This is a genomic window from Polaromonas sp. P1_E3 (genome assembly GCF_056405935.1).
Map to the genome: position 1 here is coordinate 1 of NZ_JBFUBD010000001.1, position 16,030 is coordinate 16,030.

Consider the following 16,030-nt stretch of genomic DNA (forward strand, 5'->3'; position numbering starts at 1 on the left):
GTTCCAGGCCGGGTCCAGCGCCGGGGTTCCAGGCCGGGTCCAGCGCCGGGTTGTTGGTGGCGGCCACGGTAAAGCGCGAATTGGGGTGGGCGGCCTTGGCACCGGTTTCCTTCGCGATTTGCGGCGTCCAGTCCTTGCCTTGCCAGTCGATCAGGTGCGCCGGCAATGCCTTGCCGGGGGCGTCCTGCTCCATGCCTTCCCACCAGACGTCGCCGTCGTCGGTCAGGCCGACGTTGGTGAAGATCACATCGCGGTCCAGGCTGCGCAGGCAGTTGGGATTGGTCAGCATGTTGGTACCCGGGGCCACGCCGAAGTAACCGGCTTCCGGGTTGATCGCGTAAAGGCGGCCGTCCTTGCCGGGTTTGATCCAGGCGATGTCGTCGCCGATGGTTGTGACTTTCCAGCCTTCAAAGCCAGCCGGCGGCACCAGCATCGAAAAATTGGTCTTGCCGCAGGCCGACGGAAACGCCGCCGCGACGTGGTACTTCTTGCCTTCGGGGGAGGTCACGCCGAGGATGAGCATGTGCTCGGCCAGCCAGCCAGGGTTGCCGGAGCCGTCTTGCGACGCCGCACGGCCCATGTTGGAGGCGATGCGCAGCGCAAAGCACTTTTTGCCCAGCAGCGCATTGCCGCCGTAGCCGGAGCCATACGACCAGATCTCGCGCGTCTCGGGGTAATGCACGATGTATTTGGTCTTGTTGCAAGGCCATTTCACGTCTTTCTGGCCTTCGGCCAGCGGTGCGCCCACGGTATGCACGCAGGGCACAAATTCGCCGCTGACGCCCAGCACGTCAAACACGGCCTTGCCCATGCGCGTCATGATCTTCATGTTGACGGCCACGTAGGGGCTGTCGGAGAGCTCAATGCCGATGTGCGCGATGGGTGAGCCGAGCGGGCCCATGCTGAAAGGCACCACATACATGGTGCGGCCTTTCATGCAGCCGTCAAAGAGGGGCTGCAACGTGCTGCGCATCTCGGCGGGTGCCATCCAGTTGTTGGTTGGGCCGGCATCTTCTTTTTTGGCCGAGCAGATGAAGGTGCGGTCTTCCACGCGGGCCACGTCGGTGGGGTCGGAGCAGGCCAGGAAGCTGTTCGGGCGCTTGGCTTCGTTGAGTTTCTTGAAGGTGCCGGCATCGACCAGTTGCTGGCACAGGCGCTGGTATTCAGCATCGCTGCCGTCACACCAGTAAATGTTGTCGGGCTTGCACAGGGCCACCATGTCGGCGACCCAGGCGATCAGCCTGGCATTTTTGACGTAGGGGGGCGTATTGAGGTTGAGCCCTTGCATCGCGGGATGGTTCATCGAAAAAACTCCAAAGTTAAAAAGCGTTATTTCGAAAAACGTCGCGTGATCGCCAGCGGCTGCCATGACGTTTGCCGAAATAGGGCTTGGGCTTCTTTTGTGCGGGCGCTGGATGGCCCCGGACAAGACGCTTTCAGGTCCCCTGTGTCAACCAGGTCCCGGTCGGCGGGCGGGGCCGCAAGCCAGAGGAGTGCTTGCGGCGCTGTGCTGAAAAAGCGGGGCGATGGCGCTGCTTTTTCATCTTCCGCGAGTCGGCCGGTCGATTCATTTTAAGAAGATCGGCGTGAGTTACCTGTAAGTTACAGGCAAAAGTTATGCATAACAAGCATGAGGTTATGCATCACCTTTCGACCGGTTCAGGCACCCATGACTTCACGGTAGTGAATAGGCGAAACAGGTTTTGAGGCAATCGCCAGCCTGGGCGGGGATGTGCAACAACGCGGCGCCGGACACCCGGGCATGGAGATGAAGGCGTGCGATGCGTCGGGTGGAAATGGCCACGGTTGCGGGCCGGAAACAAAAAAGTCCGCGTGGCGCGGACTTTTTGGGGGGGCGGAAGAACCGGCTTCAGGCCATGTAGACAGCAATAAAGGCCAGCAGGAACATCAACACGCCGCCGACAACAGGCAGAACGATCGGGATCATCGGGACGATGGACTCAACGGCGTCAGCTTCCTGGGCGGGCGTGGCAGTGTCGTGAGCGGCATTGGTGGTGTGGCTTGTGGGGCTGGACATGGTGATTCCTGAAACTTGAAGATCTTGCAGGATTTTACCTGTTCGAAGCACCTCCGGGCAAAGGGGGTCATGCGCTGTTTGCGGTACCCTTTGCCATGATATTTTTGTGGAAGGAACACATGAAATTCTCTGCACCGTTCTCCGTGACGCTCTCTGTACCATTCCGCCCGGCATGCGCAAGTGCTGCTGCCGTGCTTGTGCTGTCGGCCTGCGCCTCCGGCGGGCCGCAAAGCGGCTCGGCCAGGCCCGTGCTGTACCCGAATGCCACCCTTCAGCGGGTAGGTGACGCGCAAGGCCAGGCGGAGGTCAATGCCTGCATGTCGAGGGCTTCGACGGCGGGGCTTTCGCCAACGCAAAGCACCAATGAGGTGGGGCGGCGCGCCGGTGAAGGTGCTGCGACCGCAGGCGTCGCTTCCGCCGTCGGTGCGTTGATCACCGGGCGCGGCGGCGAAGGGGTGGTGCGGGCCGGCGCTGCGGGGGCCGCCGTGGGCGGCTCTGCCGGCGCCGTGTCCGGCGCTTTTCACAGTGACCGGCCCAACAGCACCTACCGCAGCTTTGTCCAGCGCTGCCTCAGCGAAAGAGGCTTTGACGTGATCGGCTGGAACTGACGCGGGAGTGCCGGTTCTGCACGCCTGCACGAACCGGTGGGGCGAAGCAGTGCGCCGCAGCGTTCAGTGCTGCTCCGTGGCTTCAAAGTCTGCGCTGTTCAGCGCCGCGAGCACTTGCTGGATATGGTCGCGCCCGCGTGTCTGGATCACCAGCTCGATCTCCACGTTCTGGGCCGACAGCATGGTGAAGGCGCGCTGGTGATGCACCTCATCAATGTTGGCGCCGGCGTCGGCCACGGTGGCGGTGATCTTCGCCAATGAACCGGGAATGTCGCGCACGCTGACCTTGATGCGCGCCAGGCGCCCGGCACGCACCATGCCGCGCTCGATGATGGCCGCGAGCAACAGCGGGTCGATATTGCCGCCGCACAGCACCAGGCCGATCTTTTTACCGGCAAAACGCCCCGGGTATTTCAGCAGCGCCGCCAGGCCGGCCGCGCCGGCGCCTTCCACCAGGGTTTTCTCGATCTCAAGCAGCATGACCATGGCCTGCTCGATATCGCCTTCATCCACCAGCACCAGGTCGTCGACCAGCCTGGCGATGATGGCCTGCGGGATGATGCCCGGCGTTCCCACCGCAATGCCTTCGGCAATGGTGCTCGTGCCCTGGGGATGTTTCGTGCCCTTGATGGCATTGACCATGCCGGGAAAGCGCGAGGTTTGCACGCCGACGATTTCGATGCCGGGCTTGAGTGCCTTGGCCGCCGTGGCCATGCCGGCGATCAGGCCGCCGCCGCCCACGGCAATGACCAGCGCATCGAGGTCGGGTTGCGTCTTCAGCATTTCCAGCCCCACCGTGCCCTGGCCCGCGACGATGGCTTCGTCATCGTAAGGGTGCACAAAGACCAGGCCCTCCCGCCCGGCGAGCGTCAGTGCATGGGCTCGGGATTCGTCCAGGGTATCGCCGTGCAGCACCACCTCGGCGCYGAACCCCCGTGTGCGTTCGATCTTGACGCCCGGCGTGAAGCGCGGCATCACGATCACGGCCCGTATGCCCAGGCGCTGAGCGTGGTAGGCCACGCCCTGGGCATGGTTGCCCGCACTCATGGCGATCACGCCGCGCCGCCGTTCGTCGGCCGAGAGCTGGGCCAATTTGTTACAGGCGCCGCGCTCCTTGAAGGATGCCGTGTACTGCAGGTTCTCGAACTTCAGGTAAATCTGCGCCCCTGTCAGCTGGGAAAGCGTCCTGGACTCCACGCAGGGCGTGTCGAGGAGGTGGCCCTGCAGGCGCTGGGCGGCTTGTTCTATATCCTGGAGACTGAGCATGGAATTCCTCTGCGGGCTATGGTGCGATTGTGCGGGATCATCTTTCCTGATCTTCGCAGGAGTTTGTGTGGCGCATTTCACACGTGGGGGTACAAGTAGCGTCTTCCATGATGCTTCAAGCTGCGTTATGGTGGAGCCTCATTGAACCATGTCGCATCTGCGGTGTTCACAGTCGGTGAGGCGGCGTTCTTGAAACAGGTATCTCACAGGCATGTCTACCAACCGTGTAGTTGCAAAGCGAGGTTTGTCCATGAGCAAGCGTTCCGTTAGCGAGCAGCAGTGGCTGCTGTCCCCCGGGCTGAAAGAAGCGCCGGTGCTGGACCTGATGTGCTCGCATTTCGTGCTGACGCTGGCGGCAAGGCAGGGTGCCAAGTTCAATGTGCGCCGCGACCTCAACAGCCTGCTTTCGCTTTCCGGCCGCCACCTTGTCTGGCCCCTGCCGGCCGTGCAGCGGCTGCGCGAGTTTCTCGGCCGCCGCTGCAAGGACAACGAGTTCTGGCGCGGCCATGAAAACCTGACCGATGCCGAATTCATGGCGCGCCACGGCGCCTGGCGCGGGCCCTATGAGGAAGGCACGCTGTTCTTCTACCTTGATGAACACGCCAAGGACCAGCCCAAGGATTTGCTCTCGGTGCTGGCTGCCACCGGCGAATGGCTGACCCAGGCACTCAAGAAACAATCCACGCTGGTCGAAAAAAACATCGATGCGCTGGCCAACCTGCTGCAGCTCAACCGCGCCGAGCGTGCGCTGCTGCTTTACGGAACCCTGGCGCGCTACCAGCGTGACCTGCGCTCGCTGCTGGTGGAGTTCAAGGTTAACAATGCGCCCGAGGCCTATGCCGCCATCGCCGATGTGGCGGGGGTGAAGGCGCCCGAGGTTGCCGAAGCCCTGCGCGCCGGCTCGCGCCTGGAGCGCATCGGCATGGTCGAGAACCTGATCTCCGAGCACAACATCACCGACCTTGCCGACCTGATGAAGGTCAGCGAGAAGCTGCCGCCCGTGCTGATGCGCGAATACCGCGACCAGAATGAACTCATGGCGGTGTTCACGCGGCCGGCCGCGCACAGCAGCCTGGGCCTGGCCGACTTTGCCTTCGTGCAGGAGGACGCCCAGGTGCTGGTGTCGCTGCTGCGCAATGCGGTGGCCGGCAAGGAGCAGGGCGTCAATGTGCTGCTTTACGGACCACCCGGCACCGGCAAGACCGAGCTGGCCAAGGTGGTGGCGCAGGCCGCCGGCCTGGACCTGTTCGAAGTCGAATACGCCGACCGCGACGGCAATTCCCTGAGTGGCCGTGACCGTTACCGTTCGCTGCAGATCGCCCAGGTCTTCCTGAAGGGCAGCACGCACTCCGCCTTGCTGTTTGACGAAGTCGAGGATGTGTTTCCGCCGATTTCCAGCGAAGCCGCGCAACTCATGGCGCGCTCCGAGCAGTTGCCCGTACCCGCCAGCGGGTCGGTGAGCGGCAAGGCCTGGGTTAACCAGATCCTGGAGTCCAACACCGTGCCCACCCTGTGGGTCACCAACCGCATCGAGCAGATCGACCCCGCCTTTCGCCGGCGCTTTGCCTACCATCTGGAGCTCCGGTCGCCGCCGCCCGGCGCCCGCGAGGGCCTGGTGCGCAAGACCCTGGAAGGCGTGGAGGTCAGCGATGCTTTTGTAGCCAAGCTGACCGCCCGCAAAGGCCTGACCCCGGCCCAGATACGCACGGCGGTCCGGTTCGCCCGGCTGGCCAGTGCCCCCGACGACGCGGTGGACGCGCAGGTCGACGCTGACGGCATGAAAGCCATCCTGTCTGGCGGAAGGCCGTTGCTGATGGAGTCGTTGATCGAGCGCCAGCTCAAAAACGCCGACGTGGCATTGGGCAACCGGGCCGAGGCTTCAGGCCGGCGCAACGCGACCACCTATGACCTGTCCATGCTCAACGTCGAATCCCGGTTCGAGGTGCCGCGCATCGTCGAGGCGCTGAAAAGCCGAAGCCACGGCAGCCTGTGCTTTTATGGCCCGCCCGGCACCGGTAAAACCGCGCTGGCCGAGCACATCGCGAAGGCGCTGGACCTGCCGCTCATCATCAAACAGGCCAGCGACCTGATGAGCAAGTATGTCGGAGAGACCGAACAGAACATGGCGGCGATGTTTCGCGAGGCCGAGGCGGAAAAGGCCGTGCTGCTGCTGGACGAGGCGGACAGCTTCCTGCAGGACAGGCGAGGCGCCCAGCGTACTTACGAGGTGACCGAAGTCAACGAGATGCTGCAGGGCATGGAGCGCCATGCGGGCATCTTCATCTGCACGACCAACCTGCTCGAAAGCCTGGACCAGGCGGCGCTGCGGCGTTTCACTTTCAAGATCAAATTCATGCCGCTGACGCATGCGCAGCGGGAGGCGATGTTCGTCACCGAAGCGCTCGCAGGCGACGCCGGCCGGCTCACGGCGCCGCTGCGGGAGAGGCTCGGCAAACTGACGCAGCTTTGCCCGGGCGATTTTGCGGCTGTGAAACGCCAGGTCGATATTCTTGCGGCGGAATTTTCCAGCGAGGAATTCCTGGCCCAACTGGAGGCCGAACACCGCATCAAGCCTGAGGTGCGGGAAGCGCGCTCCATGGGATTCATGCAATAGGCGTGGCGCCTCTGATTTGCAGGGTGCGCTATAAAAAAGATAGCTGGTTGCGCGCGTGGCTATTGGTCTGTGGCTTGATTCTTATACGCAGGCCAGGTTGGCTTCGTTTTTGCGCCGCACGTCTTCGCTAACCTTCAGCTGCGCTTGCCGTACGATGCGGCCCCCTTCAATCCACAGCAGCTGCCCAGGCTGCAGCTGCTGCCAGTCTTCATTGAGCGTCAGGGGCTGGGTGGCGACAACGCACAGCCGGTCTTCCTGGACATTGGTCTGTGCAAAGTCGATGCTCAGGTCGGCATCCACGAGCTTGGCGTGTGAAAACGGCCATTCCCGCACCAGGTAATAAAGCCGTGTGGAGCAGTGCGCAAACAGGGCCTGGCCGTTGGAGAGGAGGTAGTTGAATACGCCGTACTCGCCCGTGCCTTCGCTCATGCTGCACAGGGTGTCAAACACGGTGTCCAGTGAGCAGGGTTCGCGCGGGCTGATGGCCTTGAGCTTTTCCATCAAGGCGCAAAAGGCACGCTCGCTGTCGGTAGTGCCAACGGACTGGTAGTTACCGCCCAGGGCTGGAAAATAATCGATCAGGTCGCCATTGTGGGCGAACAGCCAGTGCCGGCCCCAGAGTTCACGGGTGAATGGATGGCAGTTTTCAAGGCGCTGCGGATCGCCCTGCGTCGCCTTGCGGATATGGGACACGACATTGCAGGACTTGATGGCGTAGCTTTTGAGCAGCTCCGCCACAGGCGAAGTGGCTGCGGGCTGGCTGTCCATAAAAATGCGGCAGGCCTTGTCTTCAAAAAATCCAATCCCGAAGCCGTCGCCATGGTGGTCCGTCAAGCCGCCGCGGGCGGCAAAACCGGTGAAAGAAAAACGAAGGTCGGCGGGTTTGGCGGCATTCATCCCGAGGAGCTGGCACATATTTTCAGTGCCCCAGAATCTTGGAGAGGAAATCCTTCGCCCGGTCGGTCTGTGGGTGGTTGAAGAAGTCCGCCGGCGTGTTCTGCTCGACGATCTGGCCCTGGTCCATGAAGATCACGCGGTCAGCTGCCGCCTTGGCGAAGCCCATCTCGTGCGTCACGCACAGCATGGTCATTCCCTGCTCGGCAAGGGAGATCATCACATCCAGCACTTCCTTGATCATTTCAGGGTCCAGTGCGGAGGTCGGCTCGTCAAACAGCATGATCTTGGGCGTGAGGCACAGCGCGCGTGCAATCGCCACGCGTTGCTGCTGGCCGCCCGACAACTGGAGGGGGTACTTCTGCGCCTGCTCGGCGATGCGCACGCGCTCGAGCTGGTGCATGGCGCGCTCCGTAGCTTCCTTTTTGGAGAGGCCCGCCACCCAGGTGGGCGACAGGGTCAGGTTTTCAAGCACGGTCAGGTGCGGGAACAGGTTGAACTGCTGAAACACCATCCCGACCTGGCGGCGCACGGCGTCGATGGTCTTGACGTCGTCACCGAGAACCGAGCCGGCCACGGTGAGCGTGCCTTCCTGGTAGTCCTCCAGCGCATTGATGCAGCGGATCATCGTGGATTTGCCCGAGCCGGAAGGCCCGCAGATCACCAGGCGCTCGCCCTGCCGCACGTCCAGCTGCAGGTCGCGCAGCACGTGGAAATTATTGCCATACCATTTGTTGACTTTGTCAAAGCGGATGATGGGGTCGCTCATGGGGGTCCTTGTTTTTGTCAGCGGGCCTTGCCCACAGCCAGCCGCCGCTCGATCCAGAGGCTGTAGCGAGACATGGCGAAGCAGCAGGTGAAGTAAATCGCGGCGATAAAGAGGTAAGCCTCAATCTTGAACGGCCGCCAGTTCGGGTCGGAACCGACAGCCAGCGACAGGGCGCCGGTGAGCTCATAAAGCGACACGATGGTCACGAGGGAGGTGTCCTTGAACAGCGAAATGAAGTTGTTCATTATGCTGGGCACCACGGCGCCCAGGGCCTGCGGCAGGACAATCTTGATCTGTGTCTGCCAGTAGCCCAGGCCCAGGCTGGCGGCGGCTTCAGCCTGCCCTTTGGAGAGGGACTGCAAACCGCCGCGGACAATCTCCGCCATGTAGGCCGCGGCAAACAACGTAATGCCAACGATCACGCGGATCAGCACGTCGGGCGACTTGCCGATGGGCATGAACAGCGGAAACATGAAGCTGGCCATGAAGAGGACCGAGATCAGCGGAACGCCACGGATCAGCTCGACGTAGATGACGCACAGCGTCTTGATGGCAGGCATGTTGGAGCGCCGCCCCAGCGCCACCGCCACCGCAATCGGGAAGGCAATCGTCATGGAGATCACGGTCAGCATGACAGTCAGCGGCAGGCCGCCCCACTGGTCGGTCGAAACCTTGGAAAGACCGAGTACGCCGCCGCTCATGAGCGTAAAAAAAGCCGCGAGCACCACCACCCAGATCAGGGCGAGCCAGGGTCTCCAGAACCAGCGGCTGCAGCTGGCCACCACCAGGCCCAGCAATAAGAAAGTGGCCAGCTCGGGGCGCCAGTGCTCGGTCAGCGGGTAGCGCCCCAGCAGGATGATGCGGGCTTTCTCGTTGATCACACCCCAGCAGGCGCCGATGCCGCGTGCGGCCTGGCAGGCATCCGCGTCGGCAACGGTCACGGCATTGAACACCGCCCACCGGAGGGCCGATGAGGCCGCCCAGAGCAACAGGGCGATGACCCCTACCGACACCAGGGCGTTGCCGATGCTGGAAAACAGGTTGTTGCGCAGCCAGGGACCAAAACCCTCCATCTTGACGGGGGCGGGGCGTGGCGCGACGGGAACAAAGGTCTGGTTCATGTCAGCGTTCCTTGATGGCGGCGCGGCTGTTGAACCAGTTCATCAGCGCCGAGGTGGCCAGCGATGTGGTGAGGTAGATCAGCATGATGATGGCAATGCATTCGACGGCGCGGCCGGTCTGGTTGAGAGAGGTGTTCGCAATCGACACAAGGTCGGGGTAGCCCACGGCAACGGCCAGGGACGAATTTTTGGTGAGGTTCAGGTACTGGTTGGTCAGCGGCGGGATGATGACCCTGAGCGCCTGGGGCAGCACCACCAGGCGCATGGAATGCCCGCGCGAAAGTCCCAATGACGCGCTGGCCTCGTGCTGGCCCAGCGAGACCGACGCAATGCCTGCGCGGACTACCTCTGCCACAAACGCCGAGGTGTAGAGCACCAGCCCGAGCAGCACCGCCAGGTATTCAGGCGACAGCGCGCCACCGCCTTCCACCTGGGTTTCCGTCAGCTTCGGCAGGTTCCATTCGGAAGGCGCGCCCCCGGCCAGCCAGCCCAGGATTGCCCCGGCTACGACCAATGCCAGCACCACCCACAACACGGGCCGCGCATGGCCGGTCTGGTCAAAGTGGCGGCGTGCCCGGCGCGCGTACACAAAGCCTGCCACACCACCGGCCGCCATGCCGAGCACGGCCAATGTTTGCCCGAGGTGCCACACCGGGAAGGGGTAAGACAGGCCGTTCTTGCTGATGTACACCAGGCTGCCGATGTGCAGGGCCTGGTCGATGGCAGGCAGGTATTCGGTGAACAGCAGGTACCACATCAGCAGCTGCAATAGCACCGGGATGTTGCGGAACATCTCGATATAGCCATAGCACAGGCCGCGGATCAGGGCGTTTCGCGAAAAGCGCCCCACGCCCAGCAGGGTGCCCAGCACCGACGTGAGCACGATGCCCACCACGGCCACGCGCAGCGTGTTCACCAGCCCCACGAGGAAGGCTTTCCAGTAGGGGTCGATGGAGTCGTAGTTCAGCCAGCCTTCGCCGATGTCAAAACCGGCGGGCTGAAACAGAAAATCAAAGCCGCTCTGGATGCCGCGCGTCTTCATGTTGCTCATGGTGTTGCTCACGAGCAGCCACACGAGGAAGACGATCAGGCTGACGGCAAGGACCTGGTACACCAGGGCGCGTGCCTGCTTGCTGCGCCAGGAAAAAACTCTACGCCGCAGCGCCGGCGCCGGCCGCGCGGGAATCAGGGAATGCTCGGACATAAGGCGGTTACCCAAGTAAAACGGGCCGCTCGTCAACGGATGGTTGCGAGCGGCCCGTTGCGTTCAGCGCATCGGAATAAGTCGTTCAGCGCACCGGCATGGCGTACATCTGGCCGCCCTTGTTCCACTGGTTGTTCTGGCCGCGCGGCAGTGCCAGGGGGGTCTTGGGGCCGACGTTGCGCTCGAAGATTTCACCGTAGTTGCCGACGGCCTTGACGGCGCGAACCAGCCATTCCTTGTCCAGGCCCAGCAACTTGCCGGTGTCCTCGCCGCTGCCGGTCAGGCGCATGACTACAGGGTCCTTGCTTTCCTTGGTCATGGCATCGACGTTGGCCTGGGTCACGCCGTATTCTTCAGCTTCAATGAGGCCATAGATCACCCATTTGACAATGGCGAACCATTCGTCGTCACCGCGGCGCACCATGGGGCCCAGCGGCTCCTTGGAGATCAGCTCGGGCAGGATCAGGTGGTCGGCGGGAACCTTGGCTTCCTTGTTGCGCACCGAGGCCAGGCCGGATGCATCCGTGGTGTAAGCCTGGCAACGGCCCGAGAAATAGGCGGCATTGACGGCTTCCTGCTTCTCAAACACCACGGGCTTCATGTTCAGGTTGTTGGCCTTGGAGAAGTCCGTCAGGTTTTTTTCCGTGGTGGTTCCGGACTGCACGCAGACGGTGGCGTTTTTCAGCTGCTTGGCACTTTTGATCTTGCTTTTCACCGGCACCATGAAGCCCTGGCCGTCGTAGTAAGTGACGGCGGTCATGTGCAGGCCCAGGGAGGCGTCGCGCGTCAGCGAGAAGGTGGTGTTGCGCGACAGGACGTCCACTTCGCCGGACTGCAGGGCGGTAAAGCGCTGCTGGGCGTTCAGGGGAACCCACTTGATCTTGCTGGCGTCGCCCAGCACGCTGGCAGCGACGGCTTTGCAGACGTCCACGTCGAGCCCGGTCCAGGCGCCGTTGCTGTCCGCTGAGGAAAAACCCGCCAGCCCGACGTTCACGCCGCAGATGACCTGGCCCCGTGCCTTGATGGCATCCAGTGTCTTGCCGGCGTGGGCGGGTGCCATGGCCGCAACAGTGAGGCCGGCCGCTGCAAGGGCGACAAGTCCATGTTTCTTTACGAGTTTGATCACGGGGATTCTCCAGTCAATAAGTAGGTCGACATCAGCACGAACCATGCCAATGGCGGATGCTAGCGCAACTATGGCGCGCCTCTCTAGGGGCAAGCCCTTACAGGCTTTGGCAACCCTCACCCGGGTGAACAGGCTCATGCGCAAGTCCGAACGGACTAATGGTATGGATCTTGCGCCGCCGGCTCTGTGCTGTTCCGTATTTTTGCCGGGTCTGAGGTGAGTTGCTGTCCCGGCGATGTTTGGTGGCGTTTGTGATGAAGGCGCAATAACCATGGCTTTTCTTGAAGACTTGCGTGTGGCGCAGGAAGGCGTCCTGTCCCTGGGCTTCTGGGCGCTGCAGGTATACCGCTTGGGGCACCTGCGCTACCGGTTTCAGTCCAGGCTGGTGCGCTACCCGCTGGGCGCCCTGCACCTGGTGCTGGCCAAGCTGGCCGAAATGTTCTGCGGCGTCACGATCGGCGTCTCGGCCCGGATCGGAAGACGCCTCGTCATAGAACATTCCGGCGCGATTGTGGTGCACGGCAAAGCCGTGATCGGTGACGACTGCATCATCCGCCAGGGGGTCACCATCGGTAACCAGCGCATGGACAGGCCCCTGGAGGCGCCGCATATCGGCAATCGTGTGAACATCGGCGCCGGCGCAAAGATCCTGGGCGCCGTCCGGATCGGCGATGACGTCGATATCGGCGCCAATGCGGTGGTGATCACGGACGTTCCCGACGGCGCCCTGGCAGTGGGTGTGCCGGCCCGCATTATTTTGAGGGGCCGTGACAATGCTTCCTGAAACCAGCAAAACGCCTTGCAGGGTCAGCATTGTCATCAAGGCCCTGAACGAGGAAAAGCGCATCGTCGCCGCGGTTGAAAGTGCGCTCGCTGCCGTCCAGATGGTGGGTGGCGAGGTGGTGCTTGCCGATTCCTGTTCGAGCGACCGCACCGTGGCGCTGGCTGCTGCCTATCCCATCCGCATCGTGCAGCTGGTGCGCGCCGATGAACGCTGCTGCGGCGTCGGCCCCCAGCTGGGGTACCAGCATTCGGCGGGCGAGTTCGTGTACATCCTGGACGGCGACATGGAAATGCTGCCCGCGTTTTTGCCGCAGGCGCTGGCATTCATGCAGGCCCACCCCGACGTGGCCGGGGTCGGCGGACAGGTGGTTGAAATGAATACCAGCAGCCTGGAGTACGTGGCGCGCGTGGAGCGCGGGTTGGGCCATATGCAGGCAGGCAGCGTGGACCGGCTGGACATGGGCGGTCTGTACCGCAGGGCGGCGGTGGAACAGGCCGGGTATTTTTCGGACCGCAACCTGCACAGCTATGAAGAGTTCGACCTCGCCATGCGCCTGCATGCCAGAGGCTGGAAGCTGTGGCGCCTGGACGTCGATTCCGTGCGGCATCATGGCCACGATGCGCCTCCTTACCAATTGCTGGTGCGCCGCTGGCGCAGCCGCTACATCTGTGGCCTGGGTGAACTGCTGCGTGCGGCCTGGGGACAGTCCCACCTGGGGCTGGTGCTGACGCGGGTGCGGGAGTTGCGGCTGTATGTTGCCGTGCTGGCCTGGTGGGCTGTTTTGCTCGCTGTTCTGTTGGTCCCGCTGCCGTGGACAGCGCGCATCGGGGTCTTCTCCTGCATTGCAGCGGCACCTCTTTTGTTGATGACATGGCGAAAGCGCAGCGCCACCAAGGCTGTGTTCTCGGTCGTGTCGTGGTGCTTTAACGCCGCTGGCCTGGTACGCGGGTTGTTGACGCCGCAGCGCCCTGCGCGGGCCGCCATAGACAGTGTTGAAATCCGTAATACGTCTGGCGCAACTTAAGCGGCCCGGCGGGCGGCGCGCGGGAACTGCTATTGGCTTGCGAGGACTAAGCCGCCGCGGCGCAGACGCGCAGCACCTCTGCCCCGTAAGCCTCGAGTTTTTTGACGCCGATCCCGCTGATGCCTTCGAGGCCGGCGATGTCTTGCGGTGCTCGTTCGGCAATGGCGCGCAAGGTGGCATCGTGAAAAATCACGAAGGCCGGCAGGTTATGTTCGCGCGCAACTTCGGCGCGCCAGGCTTTCAGGCGGCCCAGGCGCTCCAGCGCACCGGCGTTGAGCGAGGCTTCGGCCATGCCTTTGGCCGAGGTCTTGGTGCCTTTTTTCGCGCTGCCTTTACGCCGCTCACCGGCACCGGCTGACTGTTCGCGCAGCATCACGCTGACCTCGCCCTTGAGCACCTGGCGCGCATCGGGCAGCAGCTGCAGCGTGTTGAAGGCGTCGGGGTCGACCCGCACCATGCCTTTGGCGATCAACTGGCGCAACACGCCGCGCCATTGCACTTCGGCCAGGTCGGCGCCAATGCCGAAGGTGCTGAGCTTGTCGTGGCCATACTGCAAGACTTTTTCGGTGGTTTTGCCCCGCAGGATGTCCATCAGGTGGCCGGCGCCAAAGCTGATGCCGCTGGCCTGCTGCACACGGTAAATGCAGCTGAGCATCTTGCGTGCGGCTTCGGTGGCATCCCAGACTGCAGGGGGATTCAGGCAGTTGTCGCAATTCCCGCAGGGCTGGCTGTCTTCGCCGAAATAACCCAGCAAGCTGACGCGCCGGCAGCGTGTGTCCTCGGCCAGCGTCAGCAGGGCGTCGAGCTTGCCGCGCATGACCTGCTTGAACTCCTCGCTGGCAGCTTCGCTGGTGTCAATCATGCGGCGCTGGTTCACCACATCCTGCAGGCCGTACGTCATCCAGGCGTTGGCGGGCAGGCCATCGCGGCCGGCGCGGCCTGTCTCCTGGTAATAACCTTCGATGTTTTTCGGCATGTCCAGGTGCGCGACAAAACGCACATCGGGTTTGTCGATGCCCATGCCGAAGGCAATCGTCGCGACCATCACCATGCCTTCTTCGCGCAGGAAGCGGTCTTGCCGCTGCTGGCGCAGCGCGCTGTCCAGGCCGGCATGGTAGGCCATGGCCTTGAGGCCGGCGTCCTGCAGGGCCTCGGCAATTTCTTCCACGCGTTTGCGCGACTGGCAATACACAATGCCGGCTTCTCCGGCGTGTTCGCTTTCAATAAAACGCAGCAACTGGCGCGTGGCGTCGGTTTTTTCGACGATGGTGTAGCGGATGTTCGGCCGGTCAAAGCTGCTGACAAACGCGCGGGCATCTCCCAGCTTGAGCCGCTCGATCATGTCCTGCCGTGTCAGGGCATCGGCCGTGGCTGTCAGGRCGATACGCGGCACGTCCGGGAAGGTTTCGTGCAGCAGGCTCAATGACCGGTACTCGGGCCGGAAGTCGTGGCCCCACTGGCTCACGCAGTGCGCTTCGTCGATCGCAAACAGGCTGAGCAGGCCGCGCTCATGCAGGGAGCCGAGCAGGCCCTTCATGCGCGGCGTGTTGATGCGCTCGGGCGCCGCGTAAAGCAGTGTCAGCTCGTTGCGCAGCAGCTGCTTTTCAAGCTGGCTGCTTTCCTCGAAGCTTTGCGTCGAGTTTAAAAACGCAGCGGACACGCCGGCCTCATGCAGGGCGCCGACCTGGTCATGCATCAGTGCGATAAGCGGTGAGATCACCACCGTGACGCCATGGCCGGCGTTCTGCCGCACGATGGCCGGGATCTGGTAGCACAGCGATTTGCCGCCGCCGGTGGGCATCAGCACCAGGGCATCGCCACCGCGCACCACATGGTCCACGATGGCCTCCTGAGGGCCGCGGAAGCTGTCGTAGCCAAAAACCCGGCTGAGCACGTCCAGGGGTGTCGGCAGAGGCGCGGAGATGGGCAGTGAAGACAAAGTGTTAAGCCGGAAAGTCGGCGCGGTAAAAAATGGATGCTATGAAAATAGGAGCTGCTTGCGCTGGATGCATAAGGGTTGGAGGCCTTTTTGATGCATAAATAGCGGGTAGAGACCGGCTACATCTGCTCCCAGGGCAAACCGTCAAACCGCCAGCCGGAAAGCGTGGAGCGCTGAAACTGCTCGTCCAGCTCGCCCTCAAAGCCGTGCACCACATGCTGGACATCCGAAAAGCCGGCTGCTTCCAGCGCCTTGCCGGCGTCCAGCGTGCGTTTGCCTGAGCGGCAGATCAGCAGTACCGGTTGTGCCTTGCTGGAGGCTTCACGCGCCACGGCATCGGCAAATTTCTGTGCGTCCGGCTGCAGGTCGGGGTATTCGTACCACGGCACGTTGACCACGCCCTGTGGGCGCCCGACGTACAGCGACTCGATTTCCATGCGGACGTCCACAAACAGCGCGTCGGGATGTGCCTGCAGCCAGGTCCAGGCTTCTTTGGGTTGAAAGTTTTTCATGATGGGCGCAATACCCCTATTGTCGTCTAACGCCCCCACGCTTTTCACTTCGTGTAATGCGCTGCCCCCCAAGGGGGCGCTGCGCCTGCGGCCCGGCAAAGCCGGTTCCGCGGCCCCTGTTGGTTGAAGAG

Annotated in this window: 14 protein-coding genes; 4 read left to right on the forward strand and 10 right to left on the reverse strand. The window is 62.8% G+C overall.

Features of this window, described 5'->3' with window-relative positions:
* Positions 1-1,303 (reverse strand): phosphoenolpyruvate carboxykinase (GTP) (locus AC1D0Z_RS00005; protein WP_477656192.1); only part of this gene is annotated, 1,303 nt, incomplete at its 3' end.
* Between the two features lie 567 nt (positions 1,304-1,870).
* Positions 1,871-2,038, reverse strand: coding sequence for a hypothetical protein (locus tag AC1D0Z_RS00010; RefSeq protein ID WP_477656193.1), 168 nt, complete (start codon positions 2,036-2,038; stop codon positions 1,871-1,873).
* A 119-nt stretch (positions 2,039-2,157) separates the two neighbouring features.
* On the opposite strand from AC1D0Z_RS00010, the gene AC1D0Z_RS00015 reads away from it, so the two are divergent.
* Entirely contained in the window at positions 2,158-2,646 is a 489-nt protein-coding gene (locus tag AC1D0Z_RS00015; protein ID WP_477656194.1) for a glycine zipper family protein, read from the forward strand.
* Between the two features lie 63 nt (positions 2,647-2,709).
* Here AC1D0Z_RS00015 and AC1D0Z_RS00020 read toward each other — a convergent pair whose 3' ends face one another.
* On the reverse strand, positions 2,710-3,912 hold the full coding sequence (locus AC1D0Z_RS00020; protein WP_477656195.1) for a threonine ammonia-lyase: 1,203 nt from the start codon (positions 3,910-3,912) through the stop codon (positions 2,710-2,712).
* A gap of 250 nt (positions 3,913-4,162) precedes the next feature.
* Between AC1D0Z_RS00020 and AC1D0Z_RS00025 the strand changes: the two genes are divergently transcribed.
* Complete coding sequence (locus AC1D0Z_RS00025) at positions 4,163-6,526, forward strand: ATP-binding protein (RefSeq protein WP_477656196.1); 2,364 nt, start codon at positions 4,163-4,165, stop codon at positions 6,524-6,526.
* An 81-nt stretch (positions 6,527-6,607) separates the two neighbouring features.
* Here AC1D0Z_RS00025 and AC1D0Z_RS00030 read toward each other — a convergent pair whose 3' ends face one another.
* From AC1D0Z_RS00030 to AC1D0Z_RS00050, 5 genes are all read right to left on the reverse strand, one after another.
* On the reverse strand, positions 6,608-7,441 hold the full coding sequence (locus AC1D0Z_RS00030) for a class II glutamine amidotransferase (RefSeq protein WP_477656197.1): 834 nt from the start codon (positions 7,439-7,441) through the stop codon (positions 6,608-6,610).
* Between the two features lie 4 nt (positions 7,442-7,445).
* Positions 7,446-8,189 (reverse strand): amino acid ABC transporter ATP-binding protein, encoded by a 744-nt coding sequence (locus tag AC1D0Z_RS00035; RefSeq protein WP_477656198.1) that lies wholly within the window; start codon positions 8,187-8,189, stop codon positions 7,446-7,448.
* Positions 8,190-8,206: 17 nt separating this feature from the next.
* Entirely contained in the window at positions 8,207-9,310 is a 1,104-nt protein-coding gene (locus AC1D0Z_RS00040; RefSeq protein ID WP_477656199.1) for an amino acid ABC transporter permease, read from the reverse strand.
* A gap of 1 nt (position 9,311) precedes the next feature.
* A complete protein-coding gene (locus AC1D0Z_RS00045) occupies positions 9,312-10,514 on the reverse strand; it encodes an amino acid ABC transporter permease (protein WP_477656200.1) in 1,203 nt (400 codons plus the stop codon).
* Positions 10,515-10,599: 85 nt separating this feature from the next.
* On the reverse strand, positions 10,600-11,574 hold the full coding sequence (locus tag AC1D0Z_RS00050; RefSeq protein WP_477647031.1) for an amino acid ABC transporter substrate-binding protein: 975 nt from the start codon (positions 11,572-11,574) through the stop codon (positions 10,600-10,602).
* A 337-nt stretch (positions 11,575-11,911) separates the two neighbouring features.
* Between AC1D0Z_RS00050 and AC1D0Z_RS00055 the strand changes: the two genes are divergently transcribed.
* Together AC1D0Z_RS00055 and AC1D0Z_RS00060 are read left to right on the forward strand one after the other, a co-directional pair.
* Positions 11,912-12,424: a serine O-acetyltransferase gene (locus AC1D0Z_RS00055; RefSeq protein ID WP_477656201.1), complete on the forward strand. Its 513-nt coding sequence runs from the start codon at positions 11,912-11,914 to the stop codon at positions 12,422-12,424.
* Positions 12,414-13,448: a glycosyltransferase family 2 protein gene (locus tag AC1D0Z_RS00060; RefSeq protein ID WP_477656292.1), complete on the forward strand. Its 1,035-nt coding sequence runs from the start codon at positions 12,414-12,416 to the stop codon at positions 13,446-13,448. Before AC1D0Z_RS00055 ends, AC1D0Z_RS00060 begins: the two co-directional genes overlap by 11 nt.
* 46 nt (positions 13,449-13,494) lie before the next feature.
* On the opposite strand, the gene recQ is transcribed toward AC1D0Z_RS00060, so the two are convergent.
* Complete coding sequence (gene recQ / locus AC1D0Z_RS00065) at positions 13,495-15,387, reverse strand: DNA helicase RecQ (protein ID WP_477656202.1); 1,893 nt, start codon at positions 15,385-15,387, stop codon at positions 13,495-13,497.
* A 119-nt stretch (positions 15,388-15,506) separates the two neighbouring features.
* Positions 15,507-15,899 carry a rhodanese-like domain-containing protein gene (locus AC1D0Z_RS00070; RefSeq protein WP_477656203.1) on the reverse strand — a complete coding sequence of 131 codons (393 nt, stop codon included), beginning with the start codon at positions 15,897-15,899 and terminating at the stop codon, positions 15,507-15,509.
* Between the last annotated feature and the right edge of the window lie 131 nt (positions 15,900-16,030).